Annotated in this window: 17 protein-coding genes, 1 pseudogene and 1 riboswitch; of the genes and pseudogenes, 6 read left to right on the plus strand and 12 right to left on the minus strand. The window is 44.9% G+C overall.

Annotation, left to right across the window (positions count from 1 at the left end; genetic code table 11):
* Positions 1-33 precede the first annotated feature (33 nt).
* The 9 genes and pseudogenes from C9I98_RS06215 to C9I98_RS06255 all read right to left on the minus strand — a co-directional run bounded on the left by C9I98_RS06215 (position 34) and on the right by C9I98_RS06255 (position 10,631).
* The gene (locus C9I98_RS06215; RefSeq protein ID WP_036831561.1) at positions 34-756 is read right to left on the minus strand and encodes an SGNH/GDSL hydrolase family protein; all 723 of its coding nucleotides are present in this window, start codon (positions 754-756) and stop codon (positions 34-36) included.
* 39 nt (positions 757-795) lie between these two features.
* Entirely contained in the window at positions 796-1,008 is a 213-nt protein-coding gene (locus C9I98_RS06220) for a dodecin (RefSeq protein ID WP_036831563.1), read from the minus strand.
* 150 nt (positions 1,009-1,158) lie between these two features.
* Positions 1,159-1,947 (minus strand): RecX family transcriptional regulator, encoded by a 789-nt coding sequence (locus tag C9I98_RS06225; RefSeq protein WP_036831565.1) that lies wholly within the window; start codon positions 1,945-1,947, stop codon positions 1,159-1,161.
* Between the two features lie 28 nt (positions 1,948-1,975).
* Positions 1,976-3,241: pseudogene (locus tag C9I98_RS06230) on the minus strand (NADH:flavin oxidoreductase/NADH oxidase family protein).
* A 201-nt stretch (positions 3,242-3,442) separates the two neighbouring features.
* A complete protein-coding gene (locus C9I98_RS06235; protein WP_036831568.1) occupies positions 3,443-4,132 on the minus strand; it encodes a TSCPD domain-containing protein in 690 nt (229 codons plus the stop codon).
* Between the two features lie 14 nt (positions 4,133-4,146).
* Positions 4,147-6,297 carry an adenosylcobalamin-dependent ribonucleoside-diphosphate reductase gene (locus tag C9I98_RS06240; RefSeq protein WP_036831571.1) on the minus strand — a complete coding sequence of 717 codons (2,151 nt, stop codon included), beginning with the start codon at positions 6,295-6,297 and terminating at the stop codon, positions 4,147-4,149.
* A 590-nt stretch (positions 6,298-6,887) separates the two neighbouring features.
* Positions 6,888-7,940 carry a porin gene (locus tag C9I98_RS06245; RefSeq protein WP_036831573.1) on the minus strand — a complete coding sequence of 351 codons (1,053 nt, stop codon included), beginning with the start codon at positions 7,938-7,940 and terminating at the stop codon, positions 6,888-6,890.
* A 451-nt stretch (positions 7,941-8,391) separates the two neighbouring features.
* Positions 8,392-9,459 carry a porin gene (locus C9I98_RS06250; protein WP_036829495.1) on the minus strand — a complete coding sequence of 356 codons (1,068 nt, stop codon included), beginning with the start codon at positions 9,457-9,459 and terminating at the stop codon, positions 8,392-8,394.
* A 545-nt stretch (positions 9,460-10,004) separates the two neighbouring features.
* The gene (locus C9I98_RS06255; protein WP_107271715.1) at positions 10,005-10,631 is read right to left on the minus strand and encodes a thioredoxin domain-containing protein; all 627 of its coding nucleotides are present in this window, start codon (positions 10,629-10,631) and stop codon (positions 10,005-10,007) included.
* A gap of 198 nt (positions 10,632-10,829) precedes the next feature.
* Here C9I98_RS06255 and yegD point away from each other — a divergent pair, with 198 nt between their 5' ends.
* Complete coding sequence (gene yegD, locus C9I98_RS06260) at positions 10,830-12,182, plus strand: molecular chaperone (RefSeq protein ID WP_107271716.1); 1,353 nt, start codon at positions 10,830-10,832, stop codon at positions 12,180-12,182.
* Between the two features lie 133 nt (positions 12,183-12,315).
* Here the strand turns inward: yegD and C9I98_RS06265 are convergent, their stop codons facing one another.
* Positions 12,316-12,621, minus strand: coding sequence for a high-potential iron-sulfur protein (locus C9I98_RS06265; RefSeq protein ID WP_036823262.1), 306 nt, complete (start codon positions 12,619-12,621; stop codon positions 12,316-12,318).
* Between the two features lie 429 nt (positions 12,622-13,050).
* Here C9I98_RS06265 and C9I98_RS06270 point away from each other — a divergent pair, with 429 nt between their 5' ends.
* The 3 genes from C9I98_RS06270 to C9I98_RS06280 all read left to right on the plus strand — a co-directional run bounded on the left by C9I98_RS06270 (position 13,051) and on the right by C9I98_RS06280 (position 15,053).
* Positions 13,051-13,707, plus strand: coding sequence for an HAD hydrolase-like protein (locus C9I98_RS06270; protein ID WP_036823260.1), 657 nt, complete (start codon positions 13,051-13,053; stop codon positions 13,705-13,707).
* 225 nt (positions 13,708-13,932) lie between these two features.
* Entirely contained in the window at positions 13,933-14,565 is a 633-nt protein-coding gene (locus C9I98_RS06275) for a hypothetical protein (protein WP_107271717.1), read from the plus strand.
* Positions 14,566-14,639: 74 nt separating this feature from the next.
* Positions 14,640-15,053, plus strand: a complete 414-nt coding sequence (locus C9I98_RS06280) for a nuclear transport factor 2 family protein (RefSeq protein WP_107271718.1) — start codon at positions 14,640-14,642, stop codon at positions 15,051-15,053.
* Between the two features lie 78 nt (positions 15,054-15,131).
* On the opposite strand, the gene C9I98_RS06285 is transcribed toward C9I98_RS06280, so the two are convergent.
* Positions 15,132-16,505, minus strand: a complete 1,374-nt coding sequence (locus C9I98_RS06285; RefSeq protein ID WP_036825443.1) for an alanine/glycine:cation symporter family protein — start codon at positions 16,503-16,505, stop codon at positions 15,132-15,134.
* Between the two features lie 149 nt (positions 16,506-16,654).
* Positions 16,655-16,755, minus strand: a riboswitch (glycine riboswitch).
* A 333-nt stretch (positions 16,756-17,088) separates the two neighbouring features.
* Positions 17,089-18,390, minus strand: a complete 1,302-nt coding sequence (locus C9I98_RS06290; protein WP_036825446.1) for a glycoside hydrolase family 18 protein — start codon at positions 18,388-18,390, stop codon at positions 17,089-17,091.
* Between the two features lie 451 nt (positions 18,391-18,841).
* Here C9I98_RS06290 and C9I98_RS06295 point away from each other — a divergent pair, with 451 nt between their 5' ends.
* Together C9I98_RS06295 and C9I98_RS06300 are read left to right on the plus strand one after the other, a co-directional pair.
* On the plus strand, positions 18,842-19,549 hold the full coding sequence (locus C9I98_RS06295) for a response regulator transcription factor (protein ID WP_036825448.1): 708 nt from the start codon (positions 18,842-18,844) through the stop codon (positions 19,547-19,549).
* 277 nt (positions 19,550-19,826) lie between these two features.
* A complete protein-coding gene (locus C9I98_RS06300) occupies positions 19,827-20,981 on the plus strand; it encodes a J domain-containing protein (RefSeq protein ID WP_036825452.1) in 1,155 nt (384 codons plus the stop codon).
* The last annotated feature ends 342 nt before the right edge of the window (positions 20,982-21,323 follow it).

A 21,323-nucleotide genomic window follows, 5' to 3' on the forward strand; every position in this document is an offset into this window, starting at 1 on the left:
ATAGTATGGCGGCAGTGTAGCGGTTTTTATCGCTTATGGCATCCAGCGTGATTTAATGACTTGTGCAACACTGGCACCCCAAAAACGATAAATTTCTGGGCCGGGATGGAAGCCATCGGTTGCCATATGTTCGATGCTCAGCGCTTGGTTTAAGTCTAATAGTTCACAATCATGCTGTGTCGATGCCCAAGTCGACAATTTACGGTTAAAAGCTTTCGCTTTGCTGCCAAGGTACCAGCGAAGAGGGTAGGGCAATGCCGGAAATTTTTCCATTGGCGGGATTTTGGTAAAGATAATCTGCTGACAGTCAAAGTGGTGGCGCAGCGTGTCGGTTAGGGTTTGTTGGCGCTTAATCCATTGGTTGGCGCTGGTGGGTTTGGTGACATCATTGACCCCAACAGAGAGGACGACGATATCGAATGCTTGCTTGGGGTGAGCAGTAACAGATTGGAGTACTTGTTGGGTAGTAAAACCTGTTTTCGCAATAAGTTGCCATTCAAGGTAAAAGTGTTGTTTTAATGCATTCACTAGCTGGCCCGATAATGCATGGGATTGATGTTCTGCACCCACACCTGCCGCAGCGGAGTCACCGAGTAGCAGGATGCGGAGGGGCTTCTTAGCAAACGGGGCACGTGGTTCCGTTTTCCCCTTTCTTGGCCCATCAGCTTCTTTAAGGCAAGGGATCGACTTTCTTACATAAGTGCCTTGGGCTAGAAAAACAGGTGCAAGCAAAATCAAGATGAGCTGGTGCAGCATATTGCGCCTTTCCTTTTATCTCTTTCGTCCCGCCTGGAATTAGCTATTTTCCATGGTAAAGCCAATTTTAAGCGTCACCTGCCAATGGGCTACTTTGCCATCTTCAAGGTGGCCTCGAATGTCACTGACCTCAAACCAGCGCATATGGCGAATACTCTCATTGGCTTTAGCGATGGCATTGTTAACGGCTTCTTCAACACCCACGGGAGATGATCCTACTAGCTCGGTAATTTTATAGGTATGGTGCGACATGATGCTAACTCCATTGGCCAGTAAATGGAAAAGGCGTTCTTCCATAAAGCTAAGTATGCGTCCATCAATGGAGTGCCCATTCGTATAGTAAAAAGCTAGCTGTCGTTGCACAGAAGATCAAAATTAGAGATGAGACAGGGCCTGATTACCCTACTCGGCTAAATGGTGCTCAAGGGCATAGTTTGCATCGGCAAAGCTAAACCCTTTTCGCACAAGAAAGGCCGTCGCCTTCTTTTTGTCAGCGAAATCAGTGATCGGTGCTTTGTACTTCTTGTTGAGAAGTGCCACTGCTTTTTGTTGATCTTCGTTTTGATCCTGCTCGGGGTCGTTTTCACTGAACACTTGATCAATTGTGGCTTGGCTGATGCCTTCGCTACGCAGTTTCTGGTTAAGCCCTGTGCGTCCCATTTTTTTGCTGTGCTTGTTTATCAAGCGCTGGGCGAGTTGGAATTCGTGTTCTGAGTTCAACTCGTTTGCCATTACAGTTTGTATTCTTGTACGGCTAATGCCTTCTTGCTGTAGGCGCAAGCTAATGTCTTGCTTGCTTTTCTTTCCTGCATATTTGTTGATAACACGGCTGATCAATATATCTTGCTCTGACTCATCTATTAGCAATAAGGCATTGTCGATGTCGGCTTGGCTGACGCCTTGTAACTTGAGCTTTTGTGCCAGAACAACAGGGCCGTATGAACGGCAACGAGACTGAACGAAGGTTTCAGCATAGCGTTGATCAGAGAGATAACCGAGATCCAGAAGGCGGTTGATCACTTGATTCACCCACTCTGAGTTATCTGTTTTACGCACCAGCTTTTCTTTTAACTTCATTACCGAATAGCCGCGCTGGTTCAGCCACCAAATGGCGTATTCGTAAACGTCCTCGACTTTTGTCGCGGGTTTTGGTCCGGTATGCGTTTTTTGTTGCGGCTTGTCAGTGGTCATATTTTTTCTAATAGGGTTCGATGTTTAATTAAGCACGACGCTTTTTAAAGGCATGGATACCTGCACTGGCAACGGTTTTGAATACCACCATCCAAGCATTTAAATTTGGTTTAGGCTCTTTTCCTTTTGCTATTCGCCATAGCTGTTGCTCATACCAAGTGATGCTGAGCATGCCGAGGTGATCCATTGCTTTGTTGCCGGTTGTCGGATTAACTAGCTTCATGCTGTAGTGTTTATCGTTTAATAGCTTGTTGGGGAATTCAGCATCGACTGCTGTTGTCCTTGCCAGGCCGATGAAATCCGTTGCAGCTGATGCCAAAGCCTGAGACATCGCGGGAGCGCTACGAAAACCACCAGTGACGACGAGCGGGGTGTCGACCAGTTGGCGCACCTTTTCCATATAATCTAGAAAGTAGGCTTCGCGCTTAATGGTACTTGCTTTGGCTTTACTGCCCATCATCGAAGGGCTTTCATAGGTGCCTCCGGAGATTTCGATCAAATTGATCCCTGCATCAGCCAATGATTGAACCACTTGCATTGAATCTTCTTCAGAAAAACCGCCTTTCATAAAATCAGCGCTATTCAACTTAATGCCAATAGGGAAATCTTTACCCACTTGCGCGCGAATAGCGTGGTAGATGGACAAGACGAAGCGCATTCGGTTCTCAAGGCTACCACCCCATTGGTCGTCACGCTGATTGTGCCTTGGTGATAGAAACTGGCTGACAAGGTAACCATGGGCACCATGAATTTGCACCCCGGTAAAACCGGCTTCTTTGGCTAGCTTCGCACTGGTAGCGAATTGGTTGATAATGGCAGTGATTTCATCTTCAGTCAGTGCCCGGGGGGTATTAAAGCTTTTCTCTAACCCCTTACCAAGCGAAATAGCAGAGGGGGCAACAGGTTCTTTCGATAAAAAGCTTGGGATCTGTTTACCCGGATGGTTTAGCTGTGGCCAAATATGGGCGCCATTGAGTTTGCCAGCATCTGCTCATTGCTTAAAAACGCTGAGATCGCTTTGCTCGTCCAAGACAACATTTTTCGGCTCACCGAGGGCATCGCGCGATACCATGATGTTGCCGGTAATGGCCAACCCAATGCCACCTTGCGCCCAACGACGATACAGGGTGACTAAGCCCTGTTGAGGGTTATGCGCCGAATCACCTAATTGCTCACTCATCGCAGATTTAAACAAACGGTTCTTGATCGTAGTGCCGTTGGCCAGTGTATAGAGGCTATTGAGAGAGGGGAGGTCACTGGCTTTGGTGCTTACATGTGATTCAGGCTGTGCCATATTGAGTTCCTTCTGTACTGCAAACGTATATTGTCATTTTTTAGAACGATCGTGCTTTTTATAGCATGTCTAATTAGAAGGCGATACCTATTTATCGTTTCAGCACCTCATTTGCTAGTGAGAGGCGGAGTACTGAGCAACTATCAGAGATAAAAAAAGCTGCCCTCAGGCAGCTTTTTAGCTCAATTAATTAGTGAGGGGTTAACCGCACTTAGAATCACCGCAGTTTAGGCAGGTCTGGCAGCCGTCTTTCACGATTACCGACTTGTTGTGGCACTTGTAGCAAAGGGTTGCACTTGGTGGAAAGCTGCTGTTTTCCGCCTCAGCTTCTTCCGTTTTTCCTTCTAGCTCCGCTTTTTTAGCTTCTAGAAACGCTTGCTGGTGCTCGTCAACCTCTGGCTTACCTAGCATGCCGATTTCGGTCAGGTGAAGCTCGATGATGTTGCCAATTTCAGCAATCAGCGAAGGAACATACTTACCTTTGTTCCAGTATCCACCACGAGGATCAAATACCGAGCGTAGCTCTTCAACAAGGAAGGTACAGTCACCGCCTTTACGGAACACTGCAGACATGATGCGGGTCAGGGCAACAATCCACTGGTAGTGCTCTAGGCTTTTCGAGTTAATAAACACCTCGAACGGACGGCGAACTTCATGCTCGGTGCCTTCATTTAGGATCACATCATTAATCGTAATGAATAGTGAGTGCTCCGAAATGTGCTCTGGTGTTTTCAGCTTGTATGTCGAGCCCAATAGCTTTTCAGGGCGCGGCATATCTTCGTGCATGTGTTGCACTTCAACTTCAGGTGTCGCCGGTACAGCTGCAGGGGCTTCTTGCTCCTGGCTTTTTACTTTAAAACCTACGATTTTGCTGTCGATCTTTTTTACCATGAGAAATAGAACCCTTAGAATTTACCGTAATAGCCTTCTTTCAAGGCGTCGTATAGGTTAGCTGCAGTGTGAGTTTCACCGTCGTATTCAATTTCTTCGTTACCCTTGGCTTCGAAGGTTGTACCGTCTTCTAGGTTGAAAACATACGTGGTGTTTTCAAGATCCTGCTCTTTCACAAGCACGCCCTGGAAGACTTCAGGGTTGAAGCGGAACGTTGTACATCCTTTCAGGCCTTTATCGTAGGCATCCATGTAGATGTCTTTGAAATCTTCAAACGGGAAGTCGGTAGGGACATTCGCCGTTTTTGAAATAGAGGAATCAATCCAACGCTGGGCAGCTGCCTGAACCTCGACATGCTGGCTTGGTGTAATGTCGTCTGCCGTAATGAAGTATTCAGGTAATTTTGCTGCTTCATCGGTGGTGTAAGGCATTGCCTTTTCATTCACCAGCTCACGGTAAGCCAATAGTTCGAAGCTGTAGACATCTACGCTTTCTTTTGACTTCTTGCCCGGTACGATAACGTTGCGGGTGTAGTGGTGAGCAAAGCTTGGTTCAATACCATTACTTGCGTTGTTCGCTAGCGACAGTGAGATAGTCCCGGTTGGCGCGATTGAGCTGTGGTGAGTAAAGCGCGCACCGTGCTTGGCAAGCGCTTCAACCAACTCGGGCTCGACTTCAGCGACTTGCTGCATGTAACGGCTGTAATTGGCATGCAGTACTTTACCTTTGACCTTATCACCAACCTTGATGCCGTCTTGAGCCATTTCAGGGCGCTGGCGCATCATCTTCGGCGTGACTTCGAATTCGTCATTCATGATTGGCGCAGCGCCTTTCTCTTTGGCAAGTGAAAGGGCTTCTTTCCAGCCGGTAATCGCCATTTCCTGAGCAACTTGCTCAGTGAAAGCAACAGAAGCGGCGCTACCATACTTGTGCTGAAGCATGGTGGTGGTTGAACCTAGGCCAAGGAAGCCCATACCGTGGCGGCGTTTGTCCATGATTTCTTGGCGCTGTTTTTCAAGAGGTAGCTGGTTAATTTCAACCACGTTATCAAGCATACGGGTGAAGATAGCCACAACGCGGCGGAAAGCATCCCAATCAAAACGCGCATTCTCGGTGAACGGGTCACGCACAAACTTGGTAAGGTTTACTGAACCCAACAAGCAAGCGCCGTATGGCGGTAATGGCTGCTCACCACATGGGTTGGTTGCACGAATATCTTCGCAGAACCAGTTGTTGTTCATTTGATTGACTTTATCGATCAGGATAAAGCCCGGCTCAGCGTAGTCATAAGTCGACGTCATAATGACGTTCCAAAGGTTGCGTGCTGGCATCGTGCGGAACACTTTACATGCGACACGGCCTTTGTCGTCTTCAACCAGGTCTTCTTTGGTTGGCCAGTCAGCCCAAACAATTGACTCGTCATTTTCAAGATCAAGCTTGTCTTGCTTGGCTTCTTTCGCGGTGATTGGAAAAATCAGCTGCCAAGGTTGATCGTTCTTAACGGCTTCAATGAACTCTTCAGTGATTAGAAGCGACAGGTTGAATTGGCGAAGGCGACCGTCTTCACGCTTAGCACGAATAAAGTCGATGATATCTGGATGGCGGATGTCCATCGTACCCATTTGCGCACCGCGGCGACCACCGGCAGAAGAGACGGTGAAACACATCTTGTCATAGATATCCATGAAAGAAAGTGGGCCAGATGTGTAAGCGCCGGCACCGGATACAAATGCACCACGAGGACGTAGGGTCGAGAAGTCGTAACCAATACCGCAGCCAGCTTTCAGTGTTAGACCGGCTTCATGTACTTTACCCAAGATATCGTCCATAGAGTCTTCTATGGTGCCAGAGACAGTACAGTTGATGGTCGAGGTTGCTGGTTTGTGTTCGAATGCACCTGCATTAGAGGTAATACGGCCAGCAGGAATAGCACCGTTGCGAAGTGCCCAAAGAAACTCACCGTACCAGTGTTCTTTAACTTTATCTTTTTCCAGATCAGCTAATGCACGGGCGACTCGTTTGAATGTGTCGTCAAGCGTGACATCAATTGCATCTCCATGCTTTGATTTCAGTCGATATTTGCTGTCCCAAATCTCCATCGAGGTAGATTGGTACTCAATATCAATTGCTTGAAAGTCTTCCGAAGCTGTCGGGGTTTTCGCCATTATGAATACACCTTAAATGTTTGTAGTTGTCCTGCACGATTGATATAAAATATTGCTAACAACTTGTTTTATATCAGTAACATTCCGCTGAGCATGGGAATGTGATCGTTTGGCAAGGCGCAGATCAAACCATTTACCCCGATGATCTTCAAGTCTTGACAGCGAGATTATCGCTCAATGTAACGAAAAGATAATTAAAGACAGCTGTTTAGATTATTTTCTTTTAAAGAACAAAATAGGCTTGATATTCAATAGTGTGAGCTGAACGGCTAAGGCGGTCAAGGGAAGCGAAAGTGGGTCGATGGTACGAGGTGGTAAGGAACACTAAGAAGGGACTTTCAGCGGATAAGAATAGAATGAGATAAAAAGAGGGGCGCTCTAGCATGCCCCTATAAAAAAGAAATATTTAGAAAAATAAGAAACGACAGTGATATACCAACCCTACTGGATTGATATACCCAAGTTACCTCTTGCTACTAGCGAGTGGGGGAAATCAGCAGTGTTGTTGGGCACAGGTGAAGTAACTTGGGTATATCTAGCCTAGATAAGCGTTGCTGCTTACCCAGGCTAGGACAACTAAGTGGTTAAACTTAGAAGTTGTAACGTACTAGTAGTGCTAGCTCATCATCGATGTCTGCATCTGAGCCGCTAGCTGTTTTGCTGCTTGTGTCAATTTTGTACTCAGCAGCAAGAATAACTGGGCCAGTGAAGTAAGCTACACCAAGAGTCGTGTATGCATACTTAGCCGAAGAATTGTCATCTTCTAAGTGGTTGTAGCCCGCAAGTAGTTGGAACTGGTTAATATCATACGAAGCGAAGAATTCCATACCAGTTGCTTCTTTAACCATACCTTCAGAAGTTAGGCTGTTATTACCTGCACCTGCAAATACACCACTGTAGTCAGTAGAGTTCTGGTGGTTACGGAATTGACCGTAGTTAGCGGCTAGGTAAAGTGCTTCAGTTTCATATGTAATAACGGCGTTCGCTACTTTTGCGTCAGCACGATCTTTAAACTGAGTTTCACCATAAGCAGCACTTAAACCTAGGCCAAAGTCAAAGTCATAACCTGCCATAGCTTGGTAGCCGTAATCACGGTGGTAATCATCATTCTTATCTTCAAACTGGTATTGAAGACCAAGCTGTAGACCTTGGATGTTTGTGCGGTACTGAACAACATCGTCAGCACGGCCCGTACCGTGTACACCGCCATCACTAGCAATGCCGTCGTAGTTACCTGCGGTATCACCACCGTAAACCCATAAAAGGTCAGTTTTACCAGTAACATCGTAGTGAATAGACCAAGCTTTACCGACTGTGAATTGGCCAATGCCTTCTTTATCAGCCGTAACATTACCTAGACGGTTAAAGATGTGGGAGTCTTTATCACCGCTTGCTAGCGCGTCATAGCCCCACTCAGCAATTGCACCGATGTCCCAGCCATTGTCTAAAGCGTGAGTAAACGCAAAATTAATACGGGAAGATTGGCTTCCTAGGCTATTTTCGCCATCAGAGAATTTAGCACTTGCTGCTAGACGGCCGCCAACTGAGAAAGTGTTCGTTTCATCATTATAAACTTCAAGTGCATGTACAGAAGTAGATGCTGTTGCCGCTGCCACTGCTAAGGCAATAATTTTTTTGTTCATTTTAATGTGTCCTACATTGGAATGTTAATAGCATTTTCATCCGAAATGCTTGGCAAACATTATTAGAGTTAAGCAACTTGTGGTACCAGTAAAATGTTCTCAAATGACTGCTTTTTAAGAAATTTTCATTTTCACAAAAATGAAAAATAGAAATATATTTTTAGAGTTTTATGCCCTTGAGAAATGTTAAGAAGATTTTTCTTTTAGGTGTGCAGCTTCATTGGATGCTAATAGGGGGCAGTGTTTACTATGAGGACAAGTTTTCAGTTTTTGTTAATGACACTATCAATAATTAGAATATGCAGGAAGAAAAAACGGGCGAATAATTGAACTGTAAAACTTGAATATCATGCAGCCAAAGAAAAGGGCACTCAATGAGTGCCCTCGACAATAAACAGTTAACGTTTAACTGTTACCTAAGCGAAATAAATTGGCTTATGGCTTAACTTCATTAGAAGTTGTAACGAGCTAGAAGTGCTAGTTCGTTGCTGTTACCTAGATCGTTGCCTGAAGCATTTTCGCTACCAGTGTCAATTTTGTACTCAGCTGCAAAGATCATAGGACCAGTTTTGTAAGCTGCGCTTAGTGCACCGTATGCGTACTTAGCATCAGTGTTGTCATCAGTTAGCGAGTAGTAACCTGCCATTAGCTGAACTTGGTCGATGTAGTAGATACCTGCTACTTCTAGAGAAGTTGCTTCTTTGATTGCGCCTTCATCAGTTGTTTCTGCACCAGAGTTTGCACCAAAGTAGTTTGCTGCTGTCTGGTGATTACGAGATTGACCGTAGTTAGCTGCTAGAGAAAATACTTCTGTTTCATAAGAAACAACAACGTTAGCTACTTTAGCGTCAGCACGATCAGCGAAGTTCGCTTGAGAGTATGCTGCATCTAGGCCTAGACCGAAATCAAACTGGTAGCCAGCCATTGCCTGGTAACCGTACTCACGGTCGTAACCGCCGATAACAACACCGTTATCATCACGTTCTAGAGATGAATCTTCAAACTGGTACTGAAGACCAATTTGTAGACCGTTGATGTTTGTGCGGTACTGGATTACGTCGTCCGCACGGCCTGTACCGTGTACACCACCGTCGCCAGAGATGCCGTCGTAGTTACCTGCTACGTCACCACCGTAAACCCAGAATACGTCAGTCTTGTTCGTTGCGTCGTAACGAACAGCCCATGCTTTACCTACTGTGAAGTGACCAATGCCTTCTTTATCAGCAGTGATTTGGCCAAGACGGTTGCTAGTGTGGTTGCCACCGTTAGAAAGTGCATCATATGCCCATTCTGCTTTAGCACCTAGATCCCAGCCGTTTGCTAGCGCGTGAGTGAATGCGAAGTTAATACGAGAAGACTGGCTGTTTAGGCTGTTGCTGTCATCGTTGAACTTAGGGCTAACTGCTAGACGACCGCCAACAGAAAAAGTGTTTGTTTCATCGTTGTACACTTCTAGAGCGTGAGTAGAAGTAGATGCTGCTGCCGCGGCCACTGCTAAGGCAATGATTTTTTTGTTCATTTTAATGTGTCCTACATTGAATGTTTATCAGCGTTTTCATCCGAAATGCTTGGCTACCATTTTTAAGACTTCACTCAACAAGGCACCAGTAAAACGATGTCAAAGTTCGGTTTGTTTTTTATATAAACGGGGTAAGTTATTGTTTTTATTTCTCAAAAAACATGTGTTTTGAGGTATTTTTAGTTTTTATATTGGGTTGTTTGTTTTTTGAAGTGTGATTGGTGGCAAGTTTTCGATGTTGGCTGTTTAGGGTTATTTATTTAATTCAATGTGAGTAATTATTCATGCTTATTTGTGTTGTTCAACGAATGCTTTTGGTGAATGTTTGTGCGGCTTTAAATACAAAGATATTTAGAGCAAGGGGACTGTCAATATCGTTAAAAAATAGGGATGTAAACTATGGATTACAGTTTGGCAGGCAGTTTTGATAGTTCCAGTTGGGGAAGGTGTCGATGCTCTTAGGCATTGGAGATATAAAAAAAGCAGCAATTGTGATTGCTGCTTGATTAATATTTAACGACTTGTGCTCTTTACCTTTAGGGTATTTATTGCTCTAGTTTAGACAGGTATTGAATGGTGTTGGCCAAGTCTTCCAGGCTTTCGTGGGCGCTGTTTTCGACTAGGTATTTACCCTGAACAAGGAAAGCCGGAACAGAATTTACTACTGCATTAACCACTAATTCATTGGCTGCTTGTAGTTGTTCGTACACGGCTTGCTTTTGCTCATCGTTAATTTCGAATGGGCTGACAAGGCCAAACTCACCAAAGATTTCCCCCAGTTTTGCTTGGCGTTCTTCATCTGTCATGTCTTGTGGAGAATCCTGAACATAGGCAAACATGGCTTCTTTCATTTCAGCCGAAGGTTTGCCGTCCATTTGGATTGCTGCAGTGTAATAGATGTAGGCAGCAATTTGAGCACTTTCGTTGAAAGTGACATGCACTTGATCAATTTCGACATCAGCCAGCTGCTTGATGTCAGGTAGCATCATTTCCATGTTTCGGCAGTGGCCACAACCCAAAGAAAAGACTTCAACAACATTTGCTGCATTCGGCGTTGCTGTTGGTACTACTTTATATTTTACGCCTTCTTGTGGGATAGAGTTATCACCACAACCAATAAGAGCAAAAGACAGAGCGAAAAGAGCGATGAATCGAGTAATTAGTTTGTACATAGTTCTCAATTTTATTGCGATATAAAGTACATATTATGGCTGAAATTTGAAGCTAAGTCGTTCAGCAAAAATTAGATTTACACAAAAATACACTTCTTGGTATGGGGGTGTGTGTTATTGCGATTTTCAGGCTATAAGTGATTGAACATTTCACACAATTGAGTATGATTGCCGACCTTTTTACGTTCGGAGGAAACCATGTACATAGGATTTGATTACGGTACTGCCAACTGTTCAGTCGCAGCGATGGTGGAAGGTAACCCACGGATGCTACCTTTGGAAGGTGACAATACCTATATTCCTTCGACGCTATGTGCTTCAACACGTGAAGCAGTGAGTGAATACTTGTATCGCTTTATGGGGATTGAACCTGCAGATGAAACGGGGAAGCAGCTACTTCGTCGTGCCATTGCCCATAACCGCGAAGAAGGGATTGATGTTGAGCAAAATGATTTGTTGTTTGGCCAGGCTGCACTGGATCTCTACCTTGAAGATCCTGAAGAAGTCTTCTACGTAAAATCGCCTAAGTCATTCTTGGGAGCGAATGGATTACGTGACCCACAAATTAGTTTTTTTGAAGATCTTGTTTGCGCCATGATGAAAAACATCAAGGATAAAGCAGAAGCCTCGCTTGAGCAGGCCATTACAAGTACGGTGATAGGTCGTCCAATAAACTTTCAAGGTACCGGCGGTGAAAAGGCCAACCAGCAAGCAGAAAGTATTCTAACTCAAGCGGCGAAGCGTGCTGGTTTTGCCAACATCGAATTTCAATTTGAGCCGGTAGCTGCAGGGCTTGAATATGAAAGTACACTGACTGAAGACAAAACGGTGCTGGTGGTTGATATCGGTGGCGGTACTACAGACTGCTCCATGATCCAAATGGGGCCGAGCTGGTCGGGTAAATCAGATCGCCAAGCTAGTTTATTGGCGCATACGGGGTTGCGAGTGGGTGGGAACGACCTAGACATCTACCTTGCATTTAAACAGCTGATGCCACTGTTAGGTTTAGGCAGTAAAACCCTAAAAGGCATTGATATGCCAATTGGTCAGTTCTGGAACCCGATAGCAATTAATAATGTTGCCGCACAAACCGACTTCTATGGGGTAGGTAACTTGGCAACTTTGCAAGAGTTACGACGTAACGCTCAGGAGCCAGATAAGCTTGCCCACCTGATTCGTGTATACCATGAAACACTGGGCTACCAATTGGTGCGCAGGGCGGAAGAATGCAAAATTTCGCTCTCTGAATTGCCAAAAGCCAGCGTTCACCTTGATTATCTTTCAGATGCTCTGCAAGTGGATATATCGCAGAATGATATGGCGCACGCTATTGAAGCGCCAAAGGTGAAAATTAGCCAGTTAGTCACAGAGGCCATTGAGCAAAGTGGGTTAAAGCCCGATGTGGTGTATATGACGGGGGGCACGGCACGCTCACCCATTTTACGCCAATGTATTGAACAACAACTGCCGGGTATCCCGGTGGTGAGTGGCAGCTATTTCGGTTCAGTAACAGCGGGATTAGCACGTTGGGCACAGCATTGCTTTGGCTAATTAAGTCGTGCTGGGCATATAAATAGTAGAGAGACGCCAGAGAATATTGATAAAAAAGCCTGATTTTCAGGCTTTTTTAGTCTTTAACACGAGGATATGCTCAGGTAGGTAGGGCTACCTCAGCTACTCGATTCTAAGGCTTTTTCACCCAAGCTGTGCACCAGCCATTAGCATTCACAGCTTTACCAGGGAAAATACCACATGGACGCCATTCATCCCCATCGTTACCCTGGATTAATGCACAATTACTACAAACCTTTGCACTGTCAGGGCTTTCATGTACGTATTGCAATGCTTTTGCTTGGGGATCATCTTCTGTCAATTGTGGTAAGTCTGCTGCATGGGCGGGTTTAACCAATATCTTGTTACCCACAGTAATTCCGATCACGCTTGCGAGACTCAATTTCAGAAAATTTCTGCGATTTGAACGCTTAATCATGGTTGCTTCCTTTTATTTCTCGACATTTACTCTTGTTGTTATTGCTATGAACCCAAGTAGCCTGGGTATATATCTAAGCTACTTGGTTACATAACTAAGTAGCTTGAGTATAGTTAATATAGCTATTGCGTATTTTTTACGTTGAACTAACTGTAAGAACAACCAGTTTCTTAACTCTTTTGTAACGAAATACAACTACATTAAGATCATTATCAACATTTTGAGATGTGTGAATAATGATTCATCTCATTGAAAAATAACATTAAGTTTTTGTAATGGATTGCAGTGATCAATAACAAAATTTTGTCGCAAGAATACAAATAGTGGTTGCAACATTTTATTTACAAGCGCATGATCTAGCCGACATAAACGGTGAGGTCAGTGATCGCTTGCCGGTTAGATGATTAACAATAACAAGCAGAGAGAACGATGAATTTATTTTTGATTGATATAGATGGTGCGCTGGTTGATTCAGAAAATGTGGATTTGAGTTGTTATGTTCGGGCGGTTCATGATGTGCTAGGAATAGATATGGATACTGACCTTAGCCATTACAGCAACTTGACCGATGCCGGCGTACTTGATGAATTAATAGCACAACACCAAGTGAGCGAAAGCCGTTCGCTTATTCACCGTAAGGTTGAGCAACGTTATTTGGCATTGATTTCTGAAGCCTTAAAAAATAACCCTGAAGATGTTTCTATGGTGCAAGGTGCACAAGACTTTATTGCCAAAATGCGCGAACGTGATGATACGCATATCGCGATTGCCACAGGTGGCTGGGAATCTGCCGCGAAGTTAAAGTTACGTGCTGCTGGCATTGATGTTGATAACGTCACCTTTACCTCATCATCTGACGCAATGAGCCGTACTGAAATCATGGCGTTAGCTGCATTTAGGGCAAAGCAAGACTCGGGTTATACGTTCGACCGCCGTGTGGTATTTGGTCACGGTGAGCGAAATAAGCATGCATCGCAGGAGCTGGGTTATGAGTATGTAGAAGTGGGGGTAGAAGCCGATCACCATACACATATTCCTAATCTTGCCCATTATAAGGCTGCATTTTCTCAGCTTTCGCTGCAGTAGGCGTATCTAAGTTTTATAATACCCGTATCAATGCCAACCTAAGCAATGATGATTTAGTCAAATGTTTAGGTTGGTATTTTTATATCTATCGATTTCGTTATTTGTAGCTCAAAAGATCAACAGCCTTTAGTTGTGAGAGTTATTCCAAAAATGCTAACTAAATTAGACGAGAGAAGGAGAAATCCGCTTATATATGCTGTAACTATTTAAAAAGATAATAATCCCATGGCTAGCCTTCAACATTTCGCTTTCAAGCGCTTTTTAATCGTCTCGATAGTTTTAGCAGTGGCAGCGCTGACTCCCAAGGTCGTAATCAGTGCGCAAGAAGATGTTCCATATTGTCACCGTTATGCCGATTTTAACTTTCCTGATTATATGGCGCTTTGGAATTACGATGATCCTGAAACAACGGCTTCAACCTTCTTTGCCATGCTCAATATGGCCTCAAGCAGTATGGATAAGACGTTCTTTAGTGAGTTATTGAGCCAAATTGCCCGTACATTTGTCATGCGTGAGCAGTACGAAGATGCTAATCACTTCCTGGAGCAAGCTAAGCTGTATTTAGATAATGCCGAACCAAGGGCTGAAGCCTATTACTTGCGTGAAAAAGCAAGGTTGCTGACAGCGAAAGGCCAGAGTGAGCAAGCTACCGAGTTGTTGGTTGAATCTTGGCATATCGCCGATGAAGAAAAATACGATCAGCTTGCAATTGAAACTGCGCTTGATTTGAGTGAAGCGGAAAATATCTCAAAGGCTGAAAGAAAGTCATGGCGTAATAAAGCATTGGCTTTATCAGAGCTCACTAGTGATCAACGCGCCAAGATGTGGGTGTTACAAAACCCTCAGCGCTTTATATAAGTCATATATAGATTTGATAATAACCATATTGAGTGCTATTTCATTAATATAGCGGGTGATAAAGTGGTGTTGTCATGGACGAAAATAATCGCTGGATATTGCATTGGTTCCACGAAATATGGGCAAAAGCAGATGCCACTTACTTGCAGCAGCTGGCGTGCGAGCCATTTAATTTTCACCTCCCTGGTGGCAAAACCTACCGCTTAAAACATGATGAATACCTGAATTTTATTTCTATCTGGTGCAAGCGGTTTAAAGATGTCGATTTTACCGTGTTAGATGTGATCGAGCAGGCGAATAAGACAGTTGTCAGATATAGGTGCGATGCGGTTTATAGCGGGGGCTGGGCACGTATTCCCACTAAACGTCAAAAAGTCATGATGACTGGCATGGTGTTTTTCTTAAAGCAAGATGGCTTGATCACCGATTGCTGGCTTGAAGACAGTAGCTTTGATGTCTACCAGCAATTAACTCAATATCTAGATTAGCTATCGCGTAATGCCACCTAAAATAAACGGCACAAAAAGTGCCGTTTTTAGTGTCTGCAAAAAGGGATTCGCTTGGTATTATGCTGGCTGCATTTGAGACGGTGGCGGCGTCAGTTGTTGGAAATACTGCTTGGTTTCCGTGATGATCACATCACGCAGCAAGATCAAACCAATCAAGTTTGGTACAGCCATTAAGCCGTTGACGATATCGGCGATCAACCAGATCATATCGAGCTTCATGAATGCACCGGCTGCGATTAGCACCAAGAAAAACACTTTATAGGGACGGATTGCTTTCACACCGAACAGGTAAGTCACACAACGTTCACCGTAATAGTTCCAACCCAGAATTGTAGTGAACGCAAAGAACATCAGGCCAATGGTGACCATCATAGGGCCAATCAGCGTCGCGTCCAGCCCACTAGCAAAGGCATAGCTTGTCATTGCTGCACCCGCATAGTCAGTTTGCCAAGCGCCGGTAACCACCAAAGTTAAGCCTGTCATGGTGCAGATGATAATGGTATCAAAGAAGGTGCCCGTCATTGAGATCAGGCCTTGCTTTACACAAGAGTCAGTTTTAGCAGCGGCTGCCGCCATTGGCGCGCTACCCAAACCTGATTCGTTTGAGAAGACCCCGCGAGCGATACCCGATTGGATAGCCAGCATGATCCCCGCACCCACAAAGCCGCCTGATGCAGCGTGACCAGTAAAGGCCGAGTTGATAACAAGCTGCACGGCTTCAGGAATGGCGGCGTATTGGGCCCCGAGTACCATGATACAAGCCACAATGTAGAACAGCGCCATGGCGGGAACGACTTTACTGGCAACGCTGGCGATTGATTTAACACCACCCAGTGTAACCACGGCAACCAATAACGTTAGGATGACAACTGTAATTTCTCTTGGCATCTCAAAAGACAAGTAGGCCGCGTCAACAATGGCGTTTGCTTGTGGGAAAGTACCGATACCAAAGCAGGCGACGCCAAGGGCGAAGAGGGCAAATAGCTTAGCCAGCCACTTTTGGCCTGCGCCTTTTTCAAGGTAGTACATCGGCCCACCGATCATTTGGCCGTTGGCGTCGGTTTCGCGGTATTTGACAGCCAGCAAGCATTCGGCGTATTTGGTTGCCATACCAAAGAAGGCCGCCAGCCACATCCAAAATAGGGCGCCTGGACCACCGAGTTTAATCGCCGTTGCCACCCCGACAATGTTACCTGTTCCTATGGTTGCCGATAGGGCGGTGCAAAGCGCTGCAAAACTTGAAACATCACCTTGAGACTGCTTGCCCTTGTTACCTTTGAACAGGTAGCCAAGAGCAAGGGGCAGGTGGCGTACTTGAAGCAAGCCAAGACGTAACGTGAAGTAGAAACCGGTGCCAACGAGCAACAGGAGTAGTGGTGGTCCCCAAACGAGGTTATCAATAGTTTGTAAGAAGTTATAAAGCGGGTTCATTTTTCTCTTTACCTTTAAACATCAAAGGAAGAGATAAAGAACAACAGTAATACCGTTGTATGGTGTAACAGAAGCGTTGTGTATGCACTCAATAACAAGTTGCGTGAGCATTAAATGACGAGTGTGTATGCACTTTCTGAGCTGTTGTACTTATCTCCTCTGTCCTTTTGCCTGAGAGTTTCACCTACCACAATGTGGCGGGTTTGCTCCTTCGGCGTCCGATTTAACGGATCTCTCCAGAGGCTCCTCCAACAACAGTCCATACCTTGCTCTAGTATCAAAAATGATGCTTAAGTAAGGTGCCTGAAAGATTTATTTTCCATGGTTTGATGGGCTCAAACGGGGATGGAAAACTTACTTCTTCGGCGGGCTAAATACGGTCAAGTACTTCGCCACTCTCCTGCTGTCTTCATAGGAACTCAAATTTTCGAAAGCAATACTAATGGATAAAAATGCGATTGTCTTCATAAAAATTCACTAAATTGCTGTATCTCTGGTGCAAAATATATACTGATGTGCCACAGACCCAAAGAGTTGGCTAATAAGTGTTCATGATGCAGCCATTCATCGCTTCACGGTTTCGTCAGTTGTCGTATAACTCGCTATGCATTATGTTGAGCAGCTCGGTGTCGTAATCTGCCGTGATTTCCCAGGCGAATATTCCTGCTAATTGATTGTCTTTGACGAATTTGGTTTTTGCTTTCAATGAACGTGCGCTTTCAAAAGAAATATATTCTTGTTTGGTTGGGCTATACAACACAGCAGCTTCTGCTTTTTCATCGTAATAGTGCTCGAAACCCAGTTTCTTATTCGCTAGAAAATGCCGGGCAATGTCATCGTAATCAAATATACCAGAGGCGCCCCGAGAGCCTTTTGTACTCGCGCCTCCGCTTGCGAGTCCTTCCAACAATGTCGGTGAAAATCCTTCCACTTCTTGCCAAATGCGACCATAGAATGGGCTGCCCAGCACAATTTGGTTGCGGTTAACACCTTGTGCGATTAACGCATTCACTTGTGATGCTGCTGAGTGACCATCGGGGGTATTGGGAGTAGCAATCAGATTACTGTGATGGCCGGCAACGTCACTCCAGCCCCCTTGGAAATCAAAGGTCATGACGTAAAGGTGATCGAGCTGTGGCGCGGTCTTTTTCCAGTCGATAGCGTTAATGTGTTTTGGGGAGGCATTGACAGCAGCAGAGAGCTGGTAGCTGCGCTGATTGGATTTTTCTAGCTTATCAAGGGCTAAGCGTACCTCTGAGATAAGTTGGGTGAATGCGTGCTTTTCTTGCTCTCGGTTATCGATTCCACGCTTAGATAGCCCCAAACCACCCGGATATTCCCAGTCTATTTGGATCCCGTCGAAGAAGGGGTATTGGTTAAGTAGTGCTACGGTGCTATTCACAAAGTTTTGGCGGTATTGATTATTCAAGGCAACAGTGTGGAAAGGCTCAGACAGGGTCCAGCCTCCAATGCTTGGCAAAATTTTCAGCGCCGGGTACTGTTCAGAGAGCCATTGCAGTTGGCCAAAGCTGCCTTTGAAATCCACCTGCTTTGATGTTCCCCCTTTCAGTTCTGCATGTAGCGTGGCGTATTGGTCGAACAGTACAACGGTGCCGATAGGCTTGTTGGCGCACTGTTGCTTGAGGATTTTACGGACATTGTTTGGTGAAGCATCAACAGGGCCACAGACCGCAAGAAAAGCGTAAATGAGATGGCTAAGTTTGTCGGCGGGTAGATTGCTGGGGCTAAGCTTCTGCTTATTGTAGATTTTCCATTCAGGATAATAGGTTGCGACAATAGGGGAGTTTTTGTTGGCAGCCATTATCTGCACAGGAAACAACAAGATACTGCAACTGATTAGCAATAAACCGTAAATCCTTTTCATCGAATTGTCCTTTTTTGCTTTTTTCCGTTTAATGGCGGTAACTTAGCGATTCTTTTTGCGGTGCATTAGGGACATATTGAAGTATCTTGGCAGTAAGGCAAGCATATTTTTTAAGCTATACAGGACAGGAAACTGATAGAACAATTAGCGATAAAAACACCCCTCAATATACCTTTATCGCAAATCACCATGTTTTTTCTACGTCATTGAGAGCGAATAACCATTTGAACTAAAAGCCATAGCAGAAAGTTTTGTGATTGAAGCTTAAAATTGCAACAAATAGTGTTGGCTGGATTTTTTAGTGGATATAGGCGTTAATTATTAGTGACCGTCATTTTTTTGACGGCGATAATAATGATAAAAAAACTTATAGATGTGTAATTAACAACAAGGAGCGTTCTTCACGCATACGCCAGTATGTAAACATTGCACGACAAGTAAGGTGAATATTGTGATTTGGGTTAGTTGTAGCCATTTCGATAAAATAGCAGAGGCGAAGGAAAACCTGAAGTTGTCACATGATGTGGTTGACGTATCGCCATTTGAGTTGCTCTCGACGATGACTGGGCAAGAGTTGATTTTTTTGGAGGTTGTGGATTCAACATCTAATGGGTTTGAGCTGCTGCAATCAGTAAAAAGCCGTTTCCCGCAAACCAAGGTTGTGGTGGTTTACCATCGCTTGGATGCTGAGTTGGCACTTAATGTATTGCGAGCGGGTGGCGAAGATGTATTAGAGGCGAATGCGTCGAAGCAAGATATTGATGCTTGCTTTAGTCGACTACATACGCATAGTGTGACACACGAGCCTGTGCAAGGGTTTGAGCAGCGTGAATTGTCGATCCGCCCGGCACTTAAGATCATCGATGAAAACATTAGCGCCCCGCTAAGAGAAGAAGACTTGGCTAATGCCTGCCATTATTCACCAACCTATTTTTCTCGTTTATTTCATAGCGTGATGGGTGTGACCTTAAAGCAGTACATTATCAAGAAGCGGCTTGATTTAGCGTGCGGCTTGCTAAGTTCAGATAGAGAAAAGATCTCGCAAATCGCTCACTCAACAGGCTTTAAGGATGTCTCTTACTTCTCCCGGGTATTTAAAAAGCACATGGGTTGCTCTCCCGGTGAATTCAGAATGAGAAAACATAATCTTAATGCATAATTGATGCTGGTAAATTTCCAGGGTAAATAATTGATATATAAGGTGTCGTAGATAGAGTATCCACAAGAATATTATTTATCGAAGTGTTAATTAATACTGGTTTTAATAGTTTTCTATCAACACTATGCCTGTATAATATTTAAGAGCCTCAAGCTGTTGCCTCTATTGGCACTGATAGCTTGAGGTTTGTTTTTTGGCGATAAGAACGCTTATGTGCTATTTGTTGCTTACGTGTGATTTTCGCTAAGTAACGGCAAGTATCTTTGGTTTACGGGTTATGACTTCTTTTCACGATATTCTTGGCACTAACAACAACTCTACGCCTGCTGAAATAAAGCGTTGTTACAAGCAACTTTCCAACCGCTGCCACCCTGATAAAGGTGGCTCGAAAGCGTTAATGCAGATGGTATCGCAGGCTTACGATAAGGTATCGGCAGGAAAGGGCAATGAAGAAGCTGTTCGAACTGTGTTGGTGAAAGGCCAGCCTGGCAACGATCAGTGGAAAGAGAAATACCAAAAACTTGAAATTGCCCATACCGCCCTAAGGCATGATTACCAATCATTAGAGCGGCAGTTGAAAAGTGCTAAGGAAAAACTGCAACAGACCGCGAATCAAACCCACGAAGAAGATCGCCTCAAAGCCGCATTAGAAGAAGATGTGAAAATACTAAGGCGCGAAAACCGTCGCCTGCAAAAGCAGCTTGATAGTGCCCGTTGGGAGCTCAGTGATAGGGCTCGCGGCGTAGTGCCCACTCAATCTGCGAATTCCTCTTCAGCATCTGAATCGAGCCCTATCTCTGCTTCTCTGGCCGAACAGATAGAGGCAATCGGCTCGGTGAACTATCGTAAATGGGCTTTATTGGTTTGTGTCCCGCTATTGTTGTTAGGCGCGGCATATCAGTACGGTGAGCAGGGCTGGAAGGCAATGCAGGGTTGGTTTATCGAACCTGAGCAAACCGAGCCGACGGTACGTATCGTCGAGGCGATAAATAACAATGAGCCAGAGGCCGGTGAGCTTGCTAATCAGCAGCAGCCTACGTTAGCGCAAGAGCCTCCTAAGCCTGTACCGCAAATACGCTTAGTGAAAGATATTGGGGTGTGGCAGCTTAGTTACTACGAGAATACCGAGCAGCCCTATATCAGTGTACGAAGTGAAAAAGGCTCATACATAGTCAAAAATTGCCAAAGCGATTTCCAGTATTACCGCAATGCCAATGTTCGTTCACGCCGTATGGCCGCCAACCTGATTTTTGATAAGCGAGAGCGGCAGTTTGAAGTCTTCAATATTCCTTACGGTAACGGGTCGTTTGCCGCTAATTGGGCAGCAAGTAAGAGTTTGCTGATCAATAAGGAATATTTCCCAAATGACAATTTCTCCCGTGCCTACGATGAGCTTCAAACCCACTGCTTGTCGATGTCTGCTTCGCTGTAAGTCGCTACCAGCCATTTATTAACTTTCCTAGCTCCCTTTGAAATGGGTAGGGGCTAAACGCTCTAGTTCTTCCCCTTGTTCGCAGCAGGTCATGAGATCTAGGCTGTCGAAATAAGGGGAAGTTAGATGGGGTTGGTGCGCTGGCGCTTCAAGTTAGGCACAAAATTGTATGTGTTAGCCATGCATGGTGAGGAATGGTGGATTAACCCCTCCCGGCCTTGTATCTACATGAGTAGGCTGTTTAGCTAGTAGCCTATTCGTTTATAGCTTGGTAAGCGTGTTCCTGGCCAAAGTACTTAGATGCTGTAGGGGAGATTAATCTACCAAGCTATTCCTTATCAT

The organism is Photobacterium sanctipauli (assembly GCF_003026495.1).
Lineage (GTDB): Bacteria > Pseudomonadota > Gammaproteobacteria > Enterobacterales > Vibrionaceae > Photobacterium > Photobacterium sanctipauli.